The following is an 18500-nucleotide window of genomic DNA, read 5'->3' on the forward strand; positions in this document are numbered from 1 at the left end:
TTAAGAGAAAGTTTTTTAAGTTGACATTTATGTATTGATAATAAATAATAGTAGAGAATGAGCTACAGTCTGCAAGAATAATAAACATAGGCATTTAAGATTGGAGAGTATAATTTTGAAAAGGAAAATTGGCATTGTTTCATTGGGCTGCCCCAAAAATCTTGTAGACAGTGAGATAATGCTGGGCTTGCTTAAAAGCTGTGATTACGAGATAACAAATGATGAAGCGGCGGCTGAAATTATTATAGTGAATACCTGCGGCTTTATAGAGTCCGCCAAGCAGGAATCCGTTAATGCGATATTAGAAATGGCGGGGCATAAGGCAGGGAAATGTGAGCTGCTTATTGTTACGGGATGTATGGCCGAAAGATATAAGGGGAAAATTATTGAGGAAATTCCTGAGGTGGATGCGGTAGTAGGAACCGGAAGCTATTCAGATATAGCGCGTATTATTGAAGAGGTATACGCAGAAGGTAAAAGGGTGGTATGCGGAGGGCTTCATGGAACAGACTATCTCGAAAATTCCAGAGTAGTTTCAACAAATAAAGGATATGCTTATATAAAAATAGCCGAAGGCTGCGATAATTGCTGTACCTATTGCATAATACCGTCACTTAGGGGCGCGTACAGAAGCAGAAGGCTTGAGGATATAATAAAAGAAGCGGAAATACTCGCTGCCGGCGGTGTACAAGAGGTTATACTTGTGGCGCAGGATACCACAAGGTATGGGACCGATATTTACGGAAGGAAAAGACTTTCAGAGCTTATAAGGAGTATAAGCGGAATTGACGGTATAAAATGGATACGCCTCCTTTACTGTTATCCTGAAGAAATTGATGAGCAGCTTATAGATGAAATAGCTATAAATAAAAAAGTATGCAAATATATGGATATACCCATACAACATGCCTCAGATAAGATATTAAGGCTTATGGGAAGACGGGGAACGCGTGAAGAATTAGGGAGGGTTATTTCAGGCATAAGGGAAAGAATTCCCGGAGTGGTTATAAGAACCTCTCTTATTGTGGGATTTCCCGGGGAAACGGAGGAGGACTTTTCCGAGCTTTTTGAATTTGTAAATGAGTACAGGTTTGACAGATTGGGAGTGTTTACATACTCAAAGGAAGAGGATACTCCTGCGGCAGCTTTTGAACAGCAGGTGCCCAAAAGGATAAAGCAGAGGCGGCATGACAAGATTATGGAGCTTCAAAAGGGAATTACGCTTACACATAACGCTGCAAGAGTGGGAAGCGTATGCCATGCTATTGTGGAAGGGGTGGCCGACGATGGTATATTTTACCTTGGAAGAACCTTCGGAGAGGCCCCCGAAATCGACGGAACAGTTTATTTTACCAGCCCCGAGCCTTTGGATGCGGGTCAACTTGTAAAAATAAAAATTTTAGATGCAAGCCATTATGATTTGATAGGAGAGGTTGTAAATGAATCTGCCCAATAAAATAACTTTTTCAAGGATATTAATTGTGCCGGTATTTATGATTTTTGTTATTCCGTTTCCCGATTCGGTTTTGTACAGCGGACTTTTTGAATTTATCCGTCCTCAGATGCTGCAGTTTAACCAATTTGTGCTTAACTACGGAAATTATATTGCGGCGGTAATTTTTATTATTGCGTCAAGCACCGACGGAGTAGACGGCTACATAGCAAGAAAGAGAAAAGAAGTAACAAAGCTGGGGAAATTTCTCGACCCCATTGCGGACAAGCTTCTTGTGACTGCCGCGCTTATAGCTCTGGTGGAAAGGAATGCAATAACGGGAGGAGGAATTTCGGGATGGGTTGCAATGATTATTATGGCAAGAGAATGGATTGTTACCGGTTTAAGGCTTATAGCTGCCGGAGAGGGCATAGTTATTTCGGCAAGCAACTTAGGTAAAATAAAAACCGTTTCTCAAATGATAGCAATTTCACTTACACTGCTGAACAATTTTCCCTTTTCCCTTATATTCCCTGAGTTCCGTTTTGACAGGTGGACCATGCTGGCTGCTGTTATAATTACCGCATATTCAGGGTATGATTACTTAAGTAAAAATATTAAGATTATTAATGTTAAGGAATAGAGATGCGGCAGCAATAAAAATAAATAAAAAATTTACCGGAAATTATTGCATAAACATTAAATGTATTATATACTCATAGTATCAGCAATTATTATCAGGTAATAATTATTTTGAGGCTGAGCTGATAACTACATATAGCTAGGCTTGAGAGGTGTAATAAATGAGCAGGTCTTCCTCTATGAAAAAGGAAAGACAAAGTATGCTTACGCAAAGGGTTCAAGATAATCCTTTTTTAACTGACGAAGAGCTTTCTGAAATATTTTCGGTTAGTATTCCTACTATAAGGCTTGACAGGCTTGAGCTTGGAATACCCGAGCTGAGGGAAAGGATAAAGAATGTTGCCGCTGAAAACCATAGCAAGGTAAAGTCGCTGCACAGCAGGGAAATAATAGGCGAGCTGCTGGATATATCTTTAAATAAAAAAGCCATTTCCATGCTGGAAACAGATAACTCAATGGTTTTTGAAAAAACAAAAATAGTCAGAGGCAATTTCATATACTCTCTTGCCGAATCCATCGCAATAGCGGTTATTGACGCGCAGGTGGCACTTGTGGGCGTTGCCAACATCAAGTATAAAATCCCCGTCTATGCCGGAAGCAAGCTGATTGCCAGAGCGGAGGTAAGGAGAATTAAAGAAAATAATTTTATGGTATGGGTGAAAATAACAGAGAAGCAGATGGAAGTTTTCAGAGGCAAATTTATTCTGGTAGCTATTAAATAGCTTTAGCATAGCAAGCAATAGTTCGGCGGGCTTTTTATTTAAAATAAAATCCGGGAGTGAAAGAATTGATTATATTAGTAGACGCAATGGGAGGAGACAATGCTCCGGAAGACATAGTAAACGGAAGTATGGATGCTATTAACGAGGCTGAAGGGTTTGATATAGTACTGGTTGGAGACAGCCAGAAAGTCAGCCGTATAATCAATGAAAGGAAGTTTGACAGTCCCAGATTAACAGTGCATCACGCAGGGGACGTAGTTACAAATGAAGATAAGCCTACTAAAGCCATCCGCGGTAAAAGGGATTCCTCAATGGTAGTGGCCTTCAGGCTTTTGAAGGAAAATAAAGGGGATGTTCTGTTGTCGGCAGGCAACAGCGGGGCATTGATGGCGGGGGCTTTGTTCATTGTGGGAAGGATGAAGGGCGTCGACAGGCCGTCACTTCCTGCGATAGTGCCTACCAAGACAGGAAGCGCTCTTATAATAGATTCGGGTCTCAACACCGTATGCAAGCCTGTAAATTTCCTTCAGTTCGGTATAATGGGATCTGTTTACATGAAAGAAATTTTTAATGTGGATAATCCCAAGGTTGGACTGATAAATGTGGGAGCCGAGCAGTCTAAGGGCAATGATCTTATAAAGCAGGCTCATTCGCTGCTTACCAAGTCGTCCTTAAACTTTATGGGAAATATCGAGGGGAAGGATATAATGCTGGGAGGAGTGCATGTTGCCGTATGCGACGGGTTTGTGGGCAATGTGGCATTAAAGCTTTTAGAGGGTACGGCAATATATTTTTTCAGTAATATAAAAAGGATTTTGTCTAAGAATTTCTTAAATAAAATAGCGGCGGCAATAATTGTCAAGGATATTAAAAAGTTCTCGCACAGGCTTGACGCCGATGAGGTTGGGGGAGCGCCGATCCTTGGAGTTAAAGGTCTGGTAATTAAAAGTCACGGCTCTTCAAATGCCAAAACCATAAAAAATGTAATAATAAACAGGGCGTATGCTCTTGGAAAAACTGCTATATTGAAAAAGCTGAATGATCAATTTAAGGATTGGGAGGTAGAGGATATTGAACCATGAAGTTATACAAGCCGGAATACTTGGAATAGGCAGCAGCCTGCCTGAAAAAATATTGACAAATTCTGACCTTGAAAAAATGGTGGACACTTCTGACGAATGGATTACAAAGAGAACAGGAATTTCTGAAAGAAGGATTTTGGATAAAGGCACTCCCGCGTATGAAATGGGTGCTGAGGCTGCCATGAGGGCAATAGAGGATGCCGGAATCAGTGCGGAGGACATCGGGCTTATAATAGCCGCAACCATTTCTCCCGACTACATGTTTCCTCAGACGGCGTGCCTGATACAGGGCAAAATAGGAGCCGAAAAGGCTGCGGCATTTGATTTGAATGCTGCGTGCTCTGGGTTTGTGTATGCCATGACGGTGGCACAGCAATTTGTTTCCACCGGCTATTGCAGGTATGTGCTGATTGTAGGCTGTGAGGCATTGTCAAGAACCCTTGACTGGGAAGACAGAAACACCTGTGTTCTCTTTGGGGATGCTGCCGGAGCTGCTGTTGTCGGCCCCGTTGAAGCGGGCTACGGCATACTTTCGTCTAAAATTGCTGCAGACGGTAAATCAGGAAGGGTTGTGACACTTCCGTGCTTTTACAGCAACGAGGAGGATGACTCCTTAAGGCTGCATGAAAATAAGCGTGTGATGTGGATGGACGGGGGAGAGGTGTTTAAATTTGCGGTAAAGGCTATGGCGCAGGCGACAGCGGATGTTGTTGACTCGGCAGGGCTTACTATGGATCAAATAAAGCTTATATTCCCTCATCAGGCTAATACCAGAATAATTGAAGGAGCTATGAAGAGACTGGGTGCCAGCACCGACAAGGTTCATCCCATTATACAGAAGTATGGCAATATTTCGTCGGCCTCAATTCCTGTTGCTATTGACGAGGCAGTAAAGCAGGGAAAGGTGCAAAAGGGCGATAATTTGGCTCTTGTGGGCTTTGGAGGGGGCTTGACCTGGGCTTCGGCTGTTGTAAGGTGGTTTTAAGCTAAGAAATTATGGAGGTTTAATATATGGCAAAGACAGCATTTATATTTCCGGGACAGGGAGCGCAGTATGTTGGTATGGGCAAGCAAATTGCACAGGAATATGCGTGTGCGGATGACATTTTTGATCAGGCCTCGGAGGCATTGGGCTTTGATGTCCGGAAAATGATTTTCGACAGTGATGACGAAACATTAAAAATAACAGAGAATACGCAGCCTGCCATATTGACGGTGAGCATTGCTTGTATGCAGCCGTTGCTTGAAAAAGGGATAAAGCCGGATGTCGTGGCGGGCTTAAGCCTTGGAGAGTATTCTGCCCATGTTGCGGCAGGCACCATGGATTTTAAAACGGCGGTATCTCTGGTTAAAAAGAGAGGAAAGTACATGCAGGAGGCAGTTCCGGCGGGTGTTGGAGCAATGGCCGCAGTTTTGGGCTTAGACAGCGAGACCGTGAAGGAGTGCTGCAAAATGGCTTCGTCTGCCGGTGTGGCGGAGCCCGCGAATTTCAATTGCCCCGGCCAGGTGGTGGTAGCCGGAGAGGTAAAGGCTATAGAGAAGGTTGTCGAGCTGTGTAAGGAAAAAGGAGCAAAAAGATCCATGCTGCTTCCCGTAAGCGCGCCGTTCCATTGCAGCCTGCTTAAGCCCGCGGGAGAAAAGCTTTCGGCGGAGCTGGACGGCATTCAGCTTGCACCCATGAAGCTGCCGGTGGTTACAAATGTTACGGCAGAGTACATAACCGATTACGCGCAGGTAAAAGAGCTGCTCATAAAGCAGGTCAGCACTTCGGTGCTGTGGGAGGAATGTGTGAGGACAATGCTTGCAGACGGGGTGGACACCTTTGTTGAAATAGGACCCGGAAAGGTATTGAGCGGTTTTATAAAGAAAATCAGCAAGGATGTAAGGGTATTGAATGTTGAAGATATTGAGTCCTTGGAAAAAGCACTTAGTGAACTCGTCTCGTAGCCGAGACGGTCTCGTAAACGAGACGCTCTCATAAATAAGGAAGGGGTATGAATAACATGCAATTAACGGGGAAAACTGCTGTTATAACAGGCTCTGGAAGGGGCTTGGGAAAAGCAATAGCCTTAAGGCTTGCCCAAATGGGCGCAAATATCGTTTTGAACGATATTGAGGCTTCCGACAGCATAGACGCTACCGCTGATGAATTTAGGTCTGCGGGGTACAATGTGGCGGTTACCAAGGGCGACGTAAGGAGCTTCGATGATGCTAAAAGCATGGTAAAGGTTGCGGTTGATACCTTTGGCAGCGTGGATATTCTGGTGAATAACGCCGGAATAACCAAGGATAAGCCTATGCTTATGATGTCGGAGGAGGAGTGGGATCTCGTCCTTGACATAAATCTTAAAGGGGCTTTTATATGCACAAAGGCTGCGGGTAAGCAGATGATTAAGCAGAAAAAGGGAAAAATAGTTAATATAGCATCGGTGGCAGGGCAGTATGGAAATTCCGGGCAGGCAAATTATTCTGCTTCAAAAGCGGGCTTAATAGGGCTTACAAAAACAACCGCAAAGGAGCTTGCCTCGAGAGGGATTACCTGCAATGCCGTAGCACCGGGGTTAATTCAAAGCAAAATGACTGAGGTATTGCCTGAGGATGTAAAGCAAAATTATTTAAAGAATATAGCCCTCGGAAGGTTTGGGACACCTGAAGACGTGGCAAATGTAGTAGCTTTTCTTGCTTCATCGGACTCGGATTATGTGACTGGCCAAGTAATTGATATTGACGGCGGCTTGGTTATGTAATAATATCTTAATGTAAAAGCTTAGATTGTCTTTTACATATTTGGCCATTTGGATTTTGTAATTACCCCCTTATGGAAGGAGGTGAATGTATGGTTTTAGAAAAAGTAAAAAAAATTATCGCTGAGCAGCTAGGGGTTGAAGAAGAGGAAGTAGCGATGGAATCTTCTTTCATAGACGACTTAGGGGCAGATTCACTTGACTTGGTTGAGTTAATCATGGCTCTCGAAGAGGAATTTGATATTGAAATTCCCGATAGCGAGGCTGAGAAAATCACAACAGTAGGTGATGCTGTAGATTACATTAAAAATAACACATAAAAAAAGTCCCGTGAGTGGGACTTTTTTTATAAAATTGATATCAAGATATAATTTCTCACATTGCTTCATGGTATAATTGTTCTTCAAATGAGGCTTGAGTTTATATACATCCTGTTAAAGCAATTTAAAATTTAATTATCGAACAATTTCCAACGGGGAGGTTAAAGAATGAAAAAGCGTGTTGTAATCACAGGAATGGGTGTAGTATCGTCCTTAGGGACAGGTGCGGAGGAATTCTGGGAAGCTATAAAATCAGGCAAATGTGGAATAAGCAGGGTTACAAAATTTGATATTTCCGATTACCCCACAAAGGTGGCGGCTGAGATAAAGGATTTTGACTATTCAAAATATATTGACAAAAAAGAAGCAAAAAGAATGGACAGATTTACGCATTTTGCGCTTATTGCCGCAAAGCTGGCTGTGGAGAACTCTGGAGTTGATTTTGAAAAGGAGGACAGCTTCAGGTGCGGAGTTATTTTCGGCTCTGGAATAGGAGGCATAGAAACACTTGGAGATCAGCACAGCGTGCTTGTTGAGAAGGGCCCGGGAAGGGTCAGCCCTTTTTTTATTCCTATGATGATACCAAACATGGCTGCGGGAAGGATAGCAATGGAGTATAAAATAAACGGCTTTACCGAGTGTGTAGTTACGGCATGTGCAAGCTCAAACAATGCAATCGGAGACGCTTTTAAGGTTATACAGAGAGGCGACGCCGATATTATCGTGTCGGGGGGAGCCGAGGCTTCACTCACTCCCGTAGCATTTGCGGGCTTTTGCTCTGCAAAGGCAATGAGCACCGTAGAGGACCCGGACAATGCGTGCAAGCCCTTTGATGCCGATGCAAGCGGCTTTGTTATGGGTGAGGGCGCCGGAGCAATAATTGTTGAGGAGCTCGAACATGCGTTGAAAAGGGGAGCAAAAATATTTGCTGAGATAGTGGGATACGGATGCACCTGCGATGCTTACCATATTACAGCTCCACACCCTGAAGGCCTGGGGGGAATAAAATGTATGCAAGCAGCCATAGCAGATGCGGGAATAGCTCCCGAGGACATAGGATATATAAACGCACACGGGACGGCAACTCCTGTGGGAGATCCTATAGAGGTTCAGGTTATAAAGAATGTATTTGGAGAACATGCAAAAAAGCTGTCGGTAAGCTCTACAAAGTCGATGACAGGACACCTTCTGGGAGCAGCGGGAGCTGTTGAGGCAATTATTACTTCCCTTGCGCTTAAGGAGGGCTTTCTTCCTCCTACAATAAGCCATCATTCCGATGTTCCCGAATATGAGCTTGATTTTGTTCCTAACAAGGGCAGAAATGCCGATATAAAATACGCTATCTCAAACGCTCTGGGGTTTGGCGGGCACAATGCTGCAATTGTTCTTAAAAAATACGAATGATTTATACATAACCCTCCCATGCTTCTTAAACTGCGGATGGCATGGGAGGGAAAAGCATAATGTAATAAAGAGGCGGGAGATCAGAAAAGAGAAAAGGTACGGAGGCTGATATGAAGAACGTACATGAGTTACTTGAAAATCTGGGTAAATTTGAGAAGGCTATAGGATACTCCTTCAGCGACCCCGATAAAGCCGTGCTGGCTCTCACCCATAGCTCCTATGCAAACGAGATTAAGAATAAAAGGCTTGAGAGCAATGAGAGGCTTGAGTTCCTTGGGGATGCGGTTTTAAACATATCAATAAGCGAAAAAATCTACTTAAGCCAGAGCAGGCTTCCCGAGGGAGAAATGACCAGAATAAGGGCGGGAATTGTATGTGAGTCCTCTCTTATTGTATGCTCAAATAACATTAACCTTGGAGATTATATCCTGCTTGGCAAGGGTGAGCAATTAACGGGAGGCAGAACAAGGACGTCAATTCTTTCGGATGCTTTTGAGGCGGTTATAGGCGCTATTTATCTTGACGGAGGCTTAGCTGCTGCTAAAGAATTTATTTATGTCCATATGAACGGAATAATCGAAAATTCAATCAGCGGCACTATATTTCAGGATTACAAAACCCAGCTTCAGGAGATAGTACAAAAAAAGCATGAATGCGGGATTGTTTATGAAATTATAGATGAAAACGGACCTGACCATAATAAGATGTTTGTATCACGGGTTAGCGTCAATGAAAAGCACATGGGCACAGGCAAGGGCAGAAGTAAAAAGGAAGCTGAGCAGAATGCGGCAAAGACAGCTCTTGATAAGCTGACTTAAGACGGTTTGAGGTGACTTTAGAGTGAAAAGCAAGCACATGGTAATACCTGTTTTTATTCCTCACAAGGGATGCCCCTATGATTGTATTTACTGTAATCAGAAGCTTATAAGCGGACAGCAGGAGGACATCACGGAGGAGGAGATGGTACAGGTTATTGAGCGTTACCTGTCAAGCCTTGATCCAAGACGTACATTTGTTGAGATAGGCTTTTACGGAGGAAGCTTCACAGGTATAGACAGGGCACGGCAAATACAGCTTCTTGATGTGGCAAGAGCATATGTGAAGCGGGGATTGGTAAGGGAAATCCGCCTCTCTACAAGGCCGGACTATATCAGTGAGGAGATACTGGCTTATCTTAAGGAGTATTGTGTAAATACAATAGAGCTTGGGGTTCAGAGCCTTGACCAGGAGGTTTTAAGAAAAAGCAGCAGGGGACATGGGGCGGAGGCTTCAATCGTGGCATCACAGCTTATAAAAAAATCGGGCATTAAGCTTGGTATACAGACGATGATAGGCCTCCCCGGAGACACAATGGAAAAGGATTTGTGTACTGCTCGCAAGGTCATTGAAATGAGGCCGGATGTCGTAAGAATATACCCCACGCTTGTAATCAAAAACACCTATATGGAGAAGCTGTACAGGGAAGGGGAATATATTCCCCTTGAGCTTGAGGAGGCTGTTGAGATATCCTCAGCATTGCTTGAGCTTTATAAACAAAATAATATAAAGGTTATAAGAATAGGGCTTCAGCCGACGGATAATATTAATTTGGGGATGGATGTTGTGGCGGGGCCTTTTCATCCTGCCTTCAGACAGCTTGTTGAATCAAGGCTGACTCTTAGCAGAATGGAAAAAGTAATAATTGAATCGGGGCTGGACAAGGCGGACAGGATAGCAATCTATGTGCAAAAGGAAAAGATATCCGACGCAATAGGGCACAGGAGAGAGAATATTTCATACCTTAAAAAAAAGTTTAAATTCACCGAAATATATATTTTACCTGATGAGACACTTATTGACAATATATATGCAAATAATTATTACAAAAATTGAAAAAAATATAAAAAAAAGAAGGATTTTTATGGAAAATGCCGAATACATTAATTAAGGTTACTATAAAATATTTTCCAAACCTTATTTTTTAAAGAGAGAAAAAGTTACTTAAATTAATGTATTTAGGAGGAAAAGTTATGGAAGTTTTAAAAGTGTCAGCAAAATCACAACCCAAATCAGTAGCAGGTGCGCTTGCAGGAGTCCTAAGAGAGAATGAAACTGCGGAAATACAAGCAGTTGGTGCTGCGGCGGTAAATCAGGCTGTTAAAGCCATTGCGATAACAAGGGGGTTTGTCGCGCCAAACGGAATTGATCTGGTAGCAGTCCCTGCATTTTCCGAGGTTAGTATAGACGGGGAGCAGAGAACGGCAATCAGATTTATTGTTGAGGCAAGGTGAGAATTGAGAGGTTTTACGGCATTTCCCGGCAATAAATATTTTGGGATATGCGAAAAGATCCGTGTTAAAAGATGTTGTTTTTCAAAATCAGGGTTAGTGTTAACTTGAAAACTATATGATTTATGTTAAAATTAAAAAGTATCGATAGAGGATGTCTTAAGGATGCTTGATTCTAAGATGTGGCCTTGTCGGTGCTTTTTAATTTTGTTTTTTTGGAGTGTGAAAAATTGTATCTTAAAGCATTGGATATATATGGGTTTAAATCATTTGCAGATAAAATTTCTCTGGAGTTTAATTCAGGGATTACAGGTGTTGTGGGTCCAAACGGAAGCGGAAAGAGCAATGTTGCGGATGCAGTCAGGTGGGTGCTGGGAGAACAGAGTGCAAAAGCCCTCCGGGGAAGCAAAATGGAGGATATTATTTTTGCCGGAACAGAGCACAGGAAGCCCCTTGGCTTCGCAGAGGTTTCATTAACCATAGATAACTCCGACGGCACCTTGCCTGTGAGCTTTTGTGAAGTAACGGTTGCACGGAGGGTTTTCAGATCGGGAGAAAGCGAATACTATATTAACAAAACGCCTTGCAGACTTAAGGACATACATGAGCTGTTTATGGATACCGGAATAGGAAAAGAGGGATATTCAATAATCGGCCAGGGCAGGGTGGATGATATTTTGAGCAGCAAGTCCGACAACCGAAGGCAGATTTTTGAAGAGGCCTCAGGAATTATGAAATACAAGGTGAGAAAGCTGGAGTCGGAAAAAAAGCTGGAGCTTACAAAGCAAAACCTTGTCAGAATAGATGATATCATTAATGAATTGGAAGCCCAGATAGAGCCTTTAAAGCATCAGGCCGGGGTAGCAAGAAAATATATGGAACTGAGAGAGGGCTTAAAGGAGCTGGAGGTAAGTGTTTATGTCGAAAACATATCCAGTCTCAAGGAGAAGATACGGGAGTACGATCAGCAGTATTTGTCGTTAAAGCAGAGCATTGATAAAGAGAGCCTGCGTATGGAAGAGATTATACGGAGCAACGGGCAAAAAACTCAATTGCTCAAGCTGTTAGAAGAGAGACTTGAGGCATCGAGGAAGGAATTTTACAGCCTTGAGACGCATTTGGAAAGATGCGAATCTCAAATAAAGCTTAACGAGGAAAAGATGGATAGCCTTGAGGGAAATGTTTCAAGGCTGGACAGTGAGATGCTTGAAACAAATCATAAGCTCCGCCGGCTTACCGAAGAAGAGGATGACAGGAATAATAAGCTGGTGTGTTTAAATACTGAGTACGGCGATTATTCGGATAAGCTTTCGGCGCATGAGCTAAGGCTTAAGGAAATAATTGATACTCAGAGCAAATCCGAGAGGCACATAGAGGCTTTAAAAGCGAGTGTTATGGATAAACTGGATGTGCTGTCCGACAAGAAAATGCAGATAAATAATTTAAACCTTCATATAGAGGGAATAAGGAAGAGACAGGTGTCGCTGGAGAATGAGATTTTTGGGCTTTCTCTTGAGGAGGACAGGGATAAGGCTAAAAAGCAGGAACTGGAGCACAATATTAAAAAGGCTTCTGATGCAATAGAGCATTCAAACGAGAAGCTTGACGGACTTTTAAGAGAGAGGGGTGAGCTTGACAGCAGCCTTTCGGAGCAGCGCAAGAGGGAGAGTGCTTTTAAATCGGAGATGCAGCTTAAGGCTTCAAGGTATAAGATGCTTCAGGATATGGAAAAGGGCCTTGAGGGATACAACCGAAGTGTGAAGGAAATACTCCATGCCTGCGGCAGGCTGCCTGAGTTTGGGAAGGGAATTCACGGAGCGCTTGCACAGCTTATAACGGTTGACTTAAGATACGAAACGGCGGTGGAAATGTCTCTGGGCGGAGCCCTTCAAAATATTGTGACCTCTACGGAGGAGGAAGCTAAAAGGGCTATAGAATTTTTAAAGAGGGACAGGCTCGGAAGGGCTTCATTCTTGCCCATAAGCTCTGTTAAGGGAAGGCGCTTCGACAGCGGTATAATTAATGAAATAAGCAAGATGGAGGGCTTTTGCGGTGTTGCCTCCGAGCTTATAAGCTATGACCCGATTTACGAAGGAATAATCCTAAACCTCTTGGGGAGGGTGGTTGTTGCGGAAAACCTGGAGTCGGGGATAAAAATTGCGAGAAAATTTGCCTACAGCTTTAGAATAGTGACCCTTGAAGGAGATATACTAAACAGCGGAGGCTCAATGTCGGGGGGAAGTATGGACAAGAGGGGTACGGGCATTTTAAGCAGGAGCAGAGAAATCTCCGAGCTCAAAGAGACTGTGATCTCTCTTCAAAAAAAGCTTCGTGAAGCGGAAAAAAATATTGGGGAAATTACAGGTATGCTAGAGGAGGTTTCGGCAGAGATATCCCTAGAACAGAAGGAAGTGAGAGAAAAGGAGCTTTTGAAAATACGCGATGAAAGCCATCTTGCCCAGGTAGTGCAAAGCATATCCAGGCTTCGGGCCAAGGCGGAAATGCTGACGGAGGAAAAGCTGCAGGATAAAAGACAGGAAGAAGCGGCGGTGATCGAGCTTTCCAAGTATGAAAGGGAGCTTTGCGATATTGAAAATGTTATAGAAGAGACAAAGAAGGCTATAGAAAGTCATCAGGAGAAGCACAAGGAGGAAAGATACGCCTGTGATCATCTCAGCGCTGAAATTACAGAGCTTAAGGTATCAATAAGCTCCGTTAAGCAAAGTATTCAGGGTACAAAGGAAGCAATAGAGAGAATAGCTCACGAAAAGGAGCTGACTTTAAAGAGCATTGATAAAAGGATAGAGGAGAAAACTAAAAATTTAAAGGAAATATGCTCTCTTAAAGAACAGAATGAAGGCTTGCGCAGACAGCGCAAGGGAAGCGAGGAAGCCAGAACCGGAAAGACGCTTGAGATGGACAGAATAATTGAAGAAAAAAAGGTGGTTGAGGAGGAGCTGCATGATATTGTAAGCAGCATTACCGAGATTAATAAAAACACCGCCCTTTTGCAGGAGGAGTACAACAGAATAGACATTAAAAAGGCCCGGGCGGAGGCGGATATGGAAGCTATTCAGAACCGTATGTGGGATGAATATGAAATCACTTATACCAACGCTGCCGAACTAAGAAGAGACATAGGAAGCATAAAAGAGGCTCAGAAAAAAATAGGCGAGTATAAAAGCGGCATAAAGGAGCTGGGGCATGTAAATGTGGCTGCCATAGACGAGTATGTTAAAACGAAGGAACGCTATGAGTTTATGTCGGGGCAGAAGAAGGACATGGTGATGGCGGCGGAAAAGCTGCAAAGGATAATATATGAAATGACCTCTATAATGAAAAAACAGTTTACAGAGCAATTTAAGCTGATAAATGACAATTTCAATATTGTATTCGGGGAGCTTTTTGAGGGAGGGCGTGCGGAGCTTATAATTACTGACAGGGAAAATATATTAGAAAGCGGGATAGAGATACAGGCACAGCCTCCGGGGAAGAGGCTGCAGAATATGATGCTTTTGTCTGGCGGGGAGCGGGCGTTTACAGCTATTGCGCTGCTTTTTGCCATTTTAAGGCTGAGGCCGGCACCCTTCTGCATACTTGATGAAATTGAGGCGGCCCTAGATGATGCCAATGTGTTCAGGTTTGCGGAGTACATAAAGAAATATTCCCAAAATACGCAGTTTATTATGGTTACTCACAGAAAGGGAACAATGGAGGCGGCAGATACATTGTATGGAGTGACAATGCAGGAGCATGGAATTTCTAAAATGGTTTCACTCAAAATGGGGGACAAGGCGTCATAAATGACGTAGGCGTCATAAAGAAGCTGTGTTTGTGCAGAGTATAATGGATTACAGAAATTTTCAAAACGTTGGAACAACGTTAAGCACCGGAAAGATGCCTTCGATGGAAATGTCTCACACCCATTATAATCTGCATTCAAAAATATTAAAATGGAGGATTGTGCATATGGGTTTTTTTGACAGACTGAAGCAGGGATTGGAGAAGACAAGAAAAGGTATTACGGAGCAGATAGACAAGGTTTTGGTTTCATTCGGAAAGATAGACGACGAGCTGTTTGACCAGCTTGAGGAAATTCTCATCACTTCAGACGTGGGAATGGATACTACAATGAGGATTATTGAAGACCTCAAGGAAAAGGTGAGAGAGAGAAAGATTATAGATCCTATGAAGGTCAAGGAGCTTTTAAAGGAGGAGCTTACCGAAATATTGAGTGAGGAGAATGCCGATCTGGATTTGTCCTCATCTCCTGCGGTAATAATTGTTATAGGAGTAAACGGAGTGGGTAAAACTACATCAATAGGTAAAATAGCAGGGCTGCTGAAGGAGGGGGGCAGGAAGGTGCTGCTTGCCGCCGGGGATACCTTCAGGGCCGCCGCCATTGATCAGCTTGAGATATGGTCAAACAGAGTTGGGGTTGATATAATAAAGCATACGGAGGGTGCCGACCCGGCTGCTGTGGTATATGATGCCATACAGTCGGCAAAAGCCCGCAGGGCTGATGTTTTAATATGCGATACCGCGGGGAGGCTGCATACAAAGAAGAATCTTATGGAGGAGCTTAAAAAGATATCGAGAATAATTGACAAGGAGCTTCCCGGGGCAAGCCGTGAGACGCTTCTTGTTCTGGACGCAACCACGGGGCAGAATGCCGTATCGCAGGCCAAGGTTTTCAGCGAGTCGGCTAAAATATCGGGCATAGTGCTTACAAAGCTTGACGGCACTGCAAAGGGGGGGATAGTAATTACTATAAAATCCGAGCTTAAAATACCTGTTAAGCTAATAGGGGTTGGAGAGAAGCTGGAGGATCTTCAAAAATTTAATGCCTCTGAGTTTGTTGAGGCTCTTTTTGCTTAACCTGTATAGGATGCAATAAAGATTTTACAAACATAGAGGATATAATTGCTTACAGAAATTTTTAATAGCAACGAAAAGACGCCTTGCGGGGAAATGTCTCACGGGTATGTCATCAGGCGCTTTTCTTAGATGTATTCCTTACGGGTCAAAAAATTTCTTCCATCAAATTATATCCTCCATGTAAAATCTTTATTGCTACATATATAGAACAAAACTCTGGTATAAATTCTGAAAATTAAAGGAGTGTGTGAATTGTACGATTACTATAAGGAGCTTAATGTGAAAAATTTAAAGGGAAAGATTGTAGCGCTGCTGCTGATTGCGGTGGCAATTGCCGGAATATTGGCCACATGCCGGGTGTACCTGAATGTAATTCAATTGGATGAGATTGGAGGGTTTTCCGGCATATATATAAAAAATCTTGTATACAAGCTTATATTTGCGGCAGGAGCCTTTGTTGTTATATTTATAGCAACAACTGTAACAAACAGGTTTGTAAAAAAGAATTTTAACAGGTATCTTGAACAAAACAGCCTGCCTGTGCGTAAAATGCCAAATATTCTTCTCGCTTTGGTTATAGCGGCAATAGGTGCGTTTATTAGCCGTGAATTTTTCTATGATAAGGCATTAAGCTTTATAAATTCTACAGCCTTTAATGAGGCGGCACCGTTATTCAATAATCTGGATATAGGCTATTTCATTTTTCAAAGGCCATTCTATATTTCGATATACCAGTTTATTTCGTCTCTGTGGATGTTTATTATTCTATACACCGCTGCATATTATATAATAATGTTCCTGCTTGTGTTTAACAATGTTACGTTGCAGGATATGAAGGTAAAGAGCATATTGCGGCACAATATTATCAATATAGCCGTTTTTTTCCTCATAAAAGCCGTTACATACAGGTTTCAGAAGGAAGGACTTCTGTATTCGGAATTTTTTAATGTAAAGGGCGCAGGGTATGTTGATGTAAACGTATGGATGAATTATTTTTCAGTGGCGCCGTTTCTGCTTGTGGCGATTGTTGCCGTGGCGTTTTGGTTTATGTGGAAGGAAAAGATGAGAATGGCGGTGTATTCCATAGCGGTATTTCCGGCTGCATGGATTGTTGTAGCCATCATTTCAATGGTGGTGCATGGTGTTATTGTTAAGCCCAATGAGGTTCAGATGGAAAGACCCTATCTTAGGTACAATATGCAGCAGACCAGAGCAGCCTATGGGCTTGACAAAATCAAAAGCCATGACTTTCCCGAGATGAAGGAGCTTACGCCTGAGATTATAAATAGAAACTTAGAGACCAAAAACAATATAAGAATAGTTGACTATGATGCCACACTGAGGAGCAATATACAGCTCCAGAGCAACACTAATTTTTATACCTTTAAAAACGGGGATATAGTAAATTATGTCGTAAACGGAAAGGAAATACCCGTTTTCCTTACCGCCAGAGAAACCGATAAGTCCAGGCTGCCTGAAAACTCATATATTAACAGGGTGTTCAGATATACGCACGGCTACGGGCTGGTTATAAACCCTATAAATAAGCTGACGGAGCAGGGACAGGTGGATTTTCTGTTAAGCGGGCTTAGAATGGATTCGGTTGATAAGGAGAATTTGCATCTTACCGAACCCAGACTTTACTACGGAGAAATGACAAACGACTACGTAATAGTAAACCCTGAGGGGGCGGGAAAGCTCAGGGAAATAGACTATGACGGCTCCGCCGAGACTAATTACAGCGGAAGCGGCGGAATAAAGCTGAATATGTTTAACAGGGCTTTGTTTGCCCTGCAATATGCAGACATCAATATGATTATATCGGGAAATATTTTTTCGGAATCAAGGCTGCTTTTAAACAGAAACGTTATAGAGAGGGCACAGATGGCACTACCCTTTATAATAATCGATAGGGACCCTTGTATTGTTATAACCTCCGATGGCAGGCTTAAATGGGTTCTGGACGGATATACCACTACAAACTATTACCCGTATTCTCAAGACATGGGCGGCTACAATTATATAAGAAACTCTGTGAAGCTTACGGTGGATGCGTATGACGGTACCGTCGAAGGCTATATAATTGACAGTACCGACCCCATAATAAACACCTATGCAAAAATGTATCCCGGAATATTTAAGGATGAGGCGATACCCGAGGACATTTCAAGCCATATGAGATATCCCGAGGATCTGTTTAACGTTCAGACAGAGGTGCTCAAGCGCTACCATATAGATCCCGACTCACAGGAAAGGGATAACATATCGGTATTTTACGGAAATCAGGACAGGTGGGATATTGCGAAATATCCCGACAGGAGCAGCCCTGAGGGGGTAAAGGACATAGAGTCCTACTATAACATGATAAAGCTGCCCGGAAACCTTGGGACAAAGGAGGAGCTTGTTCTTATGAGGCCGTTCACCCCGTCCGGGGAAAAGAACAATATGGTCTCATGGCTGGCGGTGAGGAATTCCAGCAAAAACTACGGCGAGATGGTGCTGTTTAACTTCCCCAAGAATACCAATATATTAGGCCCTGATCAGGTTGAGGTAAACATAAACCAGATAGGTGAGATATCCGAAAGCATAACGCTGTGGGGGCAAAACGGTTCGGAGGTGTTTAAGGGAAGCTTGCTTGTAATACCCATAGAGGACAGTGTTCTTTATGTGGAGCCTATATATATAAAATCCTCAAGAAATTCATCCATACCTCAGGTGAGAAAAATAGTAGTAGGGTATCAGCAGGGGAATGACTTTAAATACGGTGTGGGAAATACGCTGGACTCGGCATTGGAAAACCTGTTTAAAGGGATATCCGATACTCCTGTAAAGCCTGATGACAGCAAAGTCCCCGGTGAGGGAGCGACGCCTCCTGAAGAAACGGTAAATGACGATAAGCAAAAGGTAATAGACAACATTACCTCGAAATACAATGATATGAAGAAGCAGCTTGACGAGCTTGGAGAGCTTATTGAGGAGCTGAACAGGTAGGCTCTTTCGGATTAAAGA

At 43.0% G+C, this 18500-nt stretch carries 15 protein-coding genes; all 15 read left to right on the top strand.

Going from position 1 to position 18500, the window contains the following annotated elements:
* Positions 1-115 precede the first annotated feature (115 nt).
* The 15 genes from rimO (at position 116) to DFR58_RS02095 (ending at position 18482) form a co-directional block, all read left to right on the top strand.
* Positions 116-1456, top strand: a complete 1341-nt coding sequence (gene rimO / locus DFR58_RS02025) for a 30S ribosomal protein S12 methylthiotransferase RimO (RefSeq protein WP_114296141.1) — start codon at positions 116-118, stop codon at positions 1454-1456.
* Positions 1440-2075, top strand: a complete 636-nt coding sequence (gene pgsA / locus DFR58_RS02030; protein ID WP_114296142.1) for a CDP-diacylglycerol--glycerol-3-phosphate 3-phosphatidyltransferase — start codon at positions 1440-1442, stop codon at positions 2073-2075. The genes rimO and pgsA overlap by 17 nt, the downstream gene beginning before the upstream one ends.
* Positions 2076-2253: 178 nt before the next feature.
* Complete coding sequence (fapR, locus tag DFR58_RS02035) at positions 2254-2796, top strand: transcription factor FapR (RefSeq protein ID WP_479722720.1); 543 nt, start codon at positions 2254-2256, stop codon at positions 2794-2796.
* A gap of 56 nt (positions 2797-2852) precedes the next feature.
* Positions 2853-3878 (top strand): phosphate acyltransferase PlsX, encoded by a 1026-nt coding sequence (gene plsX / locus DFR58_RS02040; protein ID WP_479722721.1) that lies wholly within the window; start codon positions 2853-2855, stop codon positions 3876-3878.
* Positions 3868-4863, top strand: a complete 996-nt coding sequence (locus tag DFR58_RS02045) for a beta-ketoacyl-ACP synthase III (protein WP_114296145.1) — start codon at positions 3868-3870, stop codon at positions 4861-4863. The genes plsX and DFR58_RS02045 overlap by 11 nt, the downstream gene beginning before the upstream one ends.
* Positions 4864-4889: 26 nt before the next feature.
* Positions 4890-5825 carry an ACP S-malonyltransferase gene (gene fabD / locus DFR58_RS02050; protein WP_114296146.1) on the top strand — a complete coding sequence of 312 codons (936 nt, stop codon included), beginning with the start codon at positions 4890-4892 and terminating at the stop codon, positions 5823-5825.
* 56 nt (positions 5826-5881) lie between these two features.
* A complete protein-coding gene (gene fabG / locus DFR58_RS02055) occupies positions 5882-6625 on the top strand; it encodes a 3-oxoacyl-[acyl-carrier-protein] reductase (RefSeq protein ID WP_114296147.1) in 744 nt (247 codons plus the stop codon).
* Positions 6626-6714: 89 nt separating this feature from the next.
* Positions 6715-6942, top strand: coding sequence for an acyl carrier protein (gene acpP / locus DFR58_RS02060; RefSeq protein WP_114296148.1), 228 nt, complete (start codon positions 6715-6717; stop codon positions 6940-6942).
* Between the two features lie 168 nt (positions 6943-7110).
* Complete coding sequence (fabF, locus tag DFR58_RS02065; RefSeq protein ID WP_114296149.1) at positions 7111-8346, top strand: beta-ketoacyl-ACP synthase II; 1236 nt, start codon at positions 7111-7113, stop codon at positions 8344-8346.
* A 110-nt stretch (positions 8347-8456) separates the two neighbouring features.
* Positions 8457-9164 carry a ribonuclease III gene (gene rnc / locus DFR58_RS02070; RefSeq protein WP_114296150.1) on the top strand — a complete coding sequence of 236 codons (708 nt, stop codon included), beginning with the start codon at positions 8457-8459 and terminating at the stop codon, positions 9162-9164.
* A gap of 22 nt (positions 9165-9186) precedes the next feature.
* Complete coding sequence (locus DFR58_RS02075) at positions 9187-10218, top strand: elongator complex protein 3 (RefSeq protein WP_114296151.1); 1032 nt, start codon at positions 9187-9189, stop codon at positions 10216-10218.
* 137 nt (positions 10219-10355) lie between these two features.
* Complete coding sequence (locus DFR58_RS02080) at positions 10356-10616, top strand: stage V sporulation protein S (protein ID WP_114296152.1); 261 nt, start codon at positions 10356-10358, stop codon at positions 10614-10616.
* A 212-nt stretch (positions 10617-10828) separates the two neighbouring features.
* Positions 10829-14416 carry a chromosome segregation protein SMC gene (smc, locus tag DFR58_RS02085; protein WP_479722722.1) on the top strand — a complete coding sequence of 1196 codons (3588 nt, stop codon included), beginning with the start codon at positions 10829-10831 and terminating at the stop codon, positions 14414-14416.
* 166 nt (positions 14417-14582) lie between these two features.
* A complete protein-coding gene (gene ftsY / locus DFR58_RS02090; RefSeq protein WP_114296328.1) occupies positions 14583-15491 on the top strand; it encodes a signal recognition particle-docking protein FtsY in 909 nt (302 codons plus the stop codon).
* A 279-nt stretch (positions 15492-15770) separates the two neighbouring features.
* Positions 15771-18482: a UPF0182 family protein gene (locus tag DFR58_RS02095; RefSeq protein WP_242987356.1), complete on the top strand. Its 2712-nt coding sequence runs from the start codon at positions 15771-15773 to the stop codon at positions 18480-18482.
* Positions 18483-18500: the final 18 nt, after the last annotated feature.

This window comes from Anaerobacterium chartisolvens, assembly GCF_003337415.1.
In the GTDB taxonomy this organism is placed as follows: Bacteria; Bacillota; Clostridia; order Acetivibrionales; family DSM-27016; genus Anaerobacterium; species Anaerobacterium chartisolvens.

Bases quoted from the DNA above. Each gene is read 5' to 3' on its own strand.
- pgsA (WP_114296142.1), top strand. From the start codon at position 1,440: ATGAATCTGCCCAATAAAATAACTTTTTCAAGGATATTAATTGTGCCG.
- fapR (WP_479722720.1), top strand. From the start codon at position 2,254: ATGAAAAAGGAAAGACAAAGTATGCTTACGCAAAGGGTTCAAGATAAT.
- fabD (WP_114296146.1), top strand. From the start codon at position 4,890: ATGGCAAAGACAGCATTTATATTTCCGGGACAGGGAGCGCAGTATGTT.
- fabG (WP_114296147.1), top strand. From the start codon at position 5,882: ATGCAATTAACGGGGAAAACTGCTGTTATAACAGGCTCTGGAAGGGGC.
- acpP (WP_114296148.1), top strand. From the start codon at position 6,715: ATGGTTTTAGAAAAAGTAAAAAAAATTATCGCTGAGCAGCTAGGGGTT.
- fabF (WP_114296149.1), top strand. From the start codon at position 7,111: ATGAAAAAGCGTGTTGTAATCACAGGAATGGGTGTAGTATCGTCCTTA.
- rnc (WP_114296150.1), top strand. From the start codon at position 8,457: ATGAAGAACGTACATGAGTTACTTGAAAATCTGGGTAAATTTGAGAAG.
- DFR58_RS02080 (WP_114296152.1), top strand. From the start codon at position 10,356: ATGGAAGTTTTAAAAGTGTCAGCAAAATCACAACCCAAATCAGTAGCA.
- ftsY (WP_114296328.1), top strand. From the start codon at position 14,583: ATGGGTTTTTTTGACAGACTGAAGCAGGGATTGGAGAAGACAAGAAAA.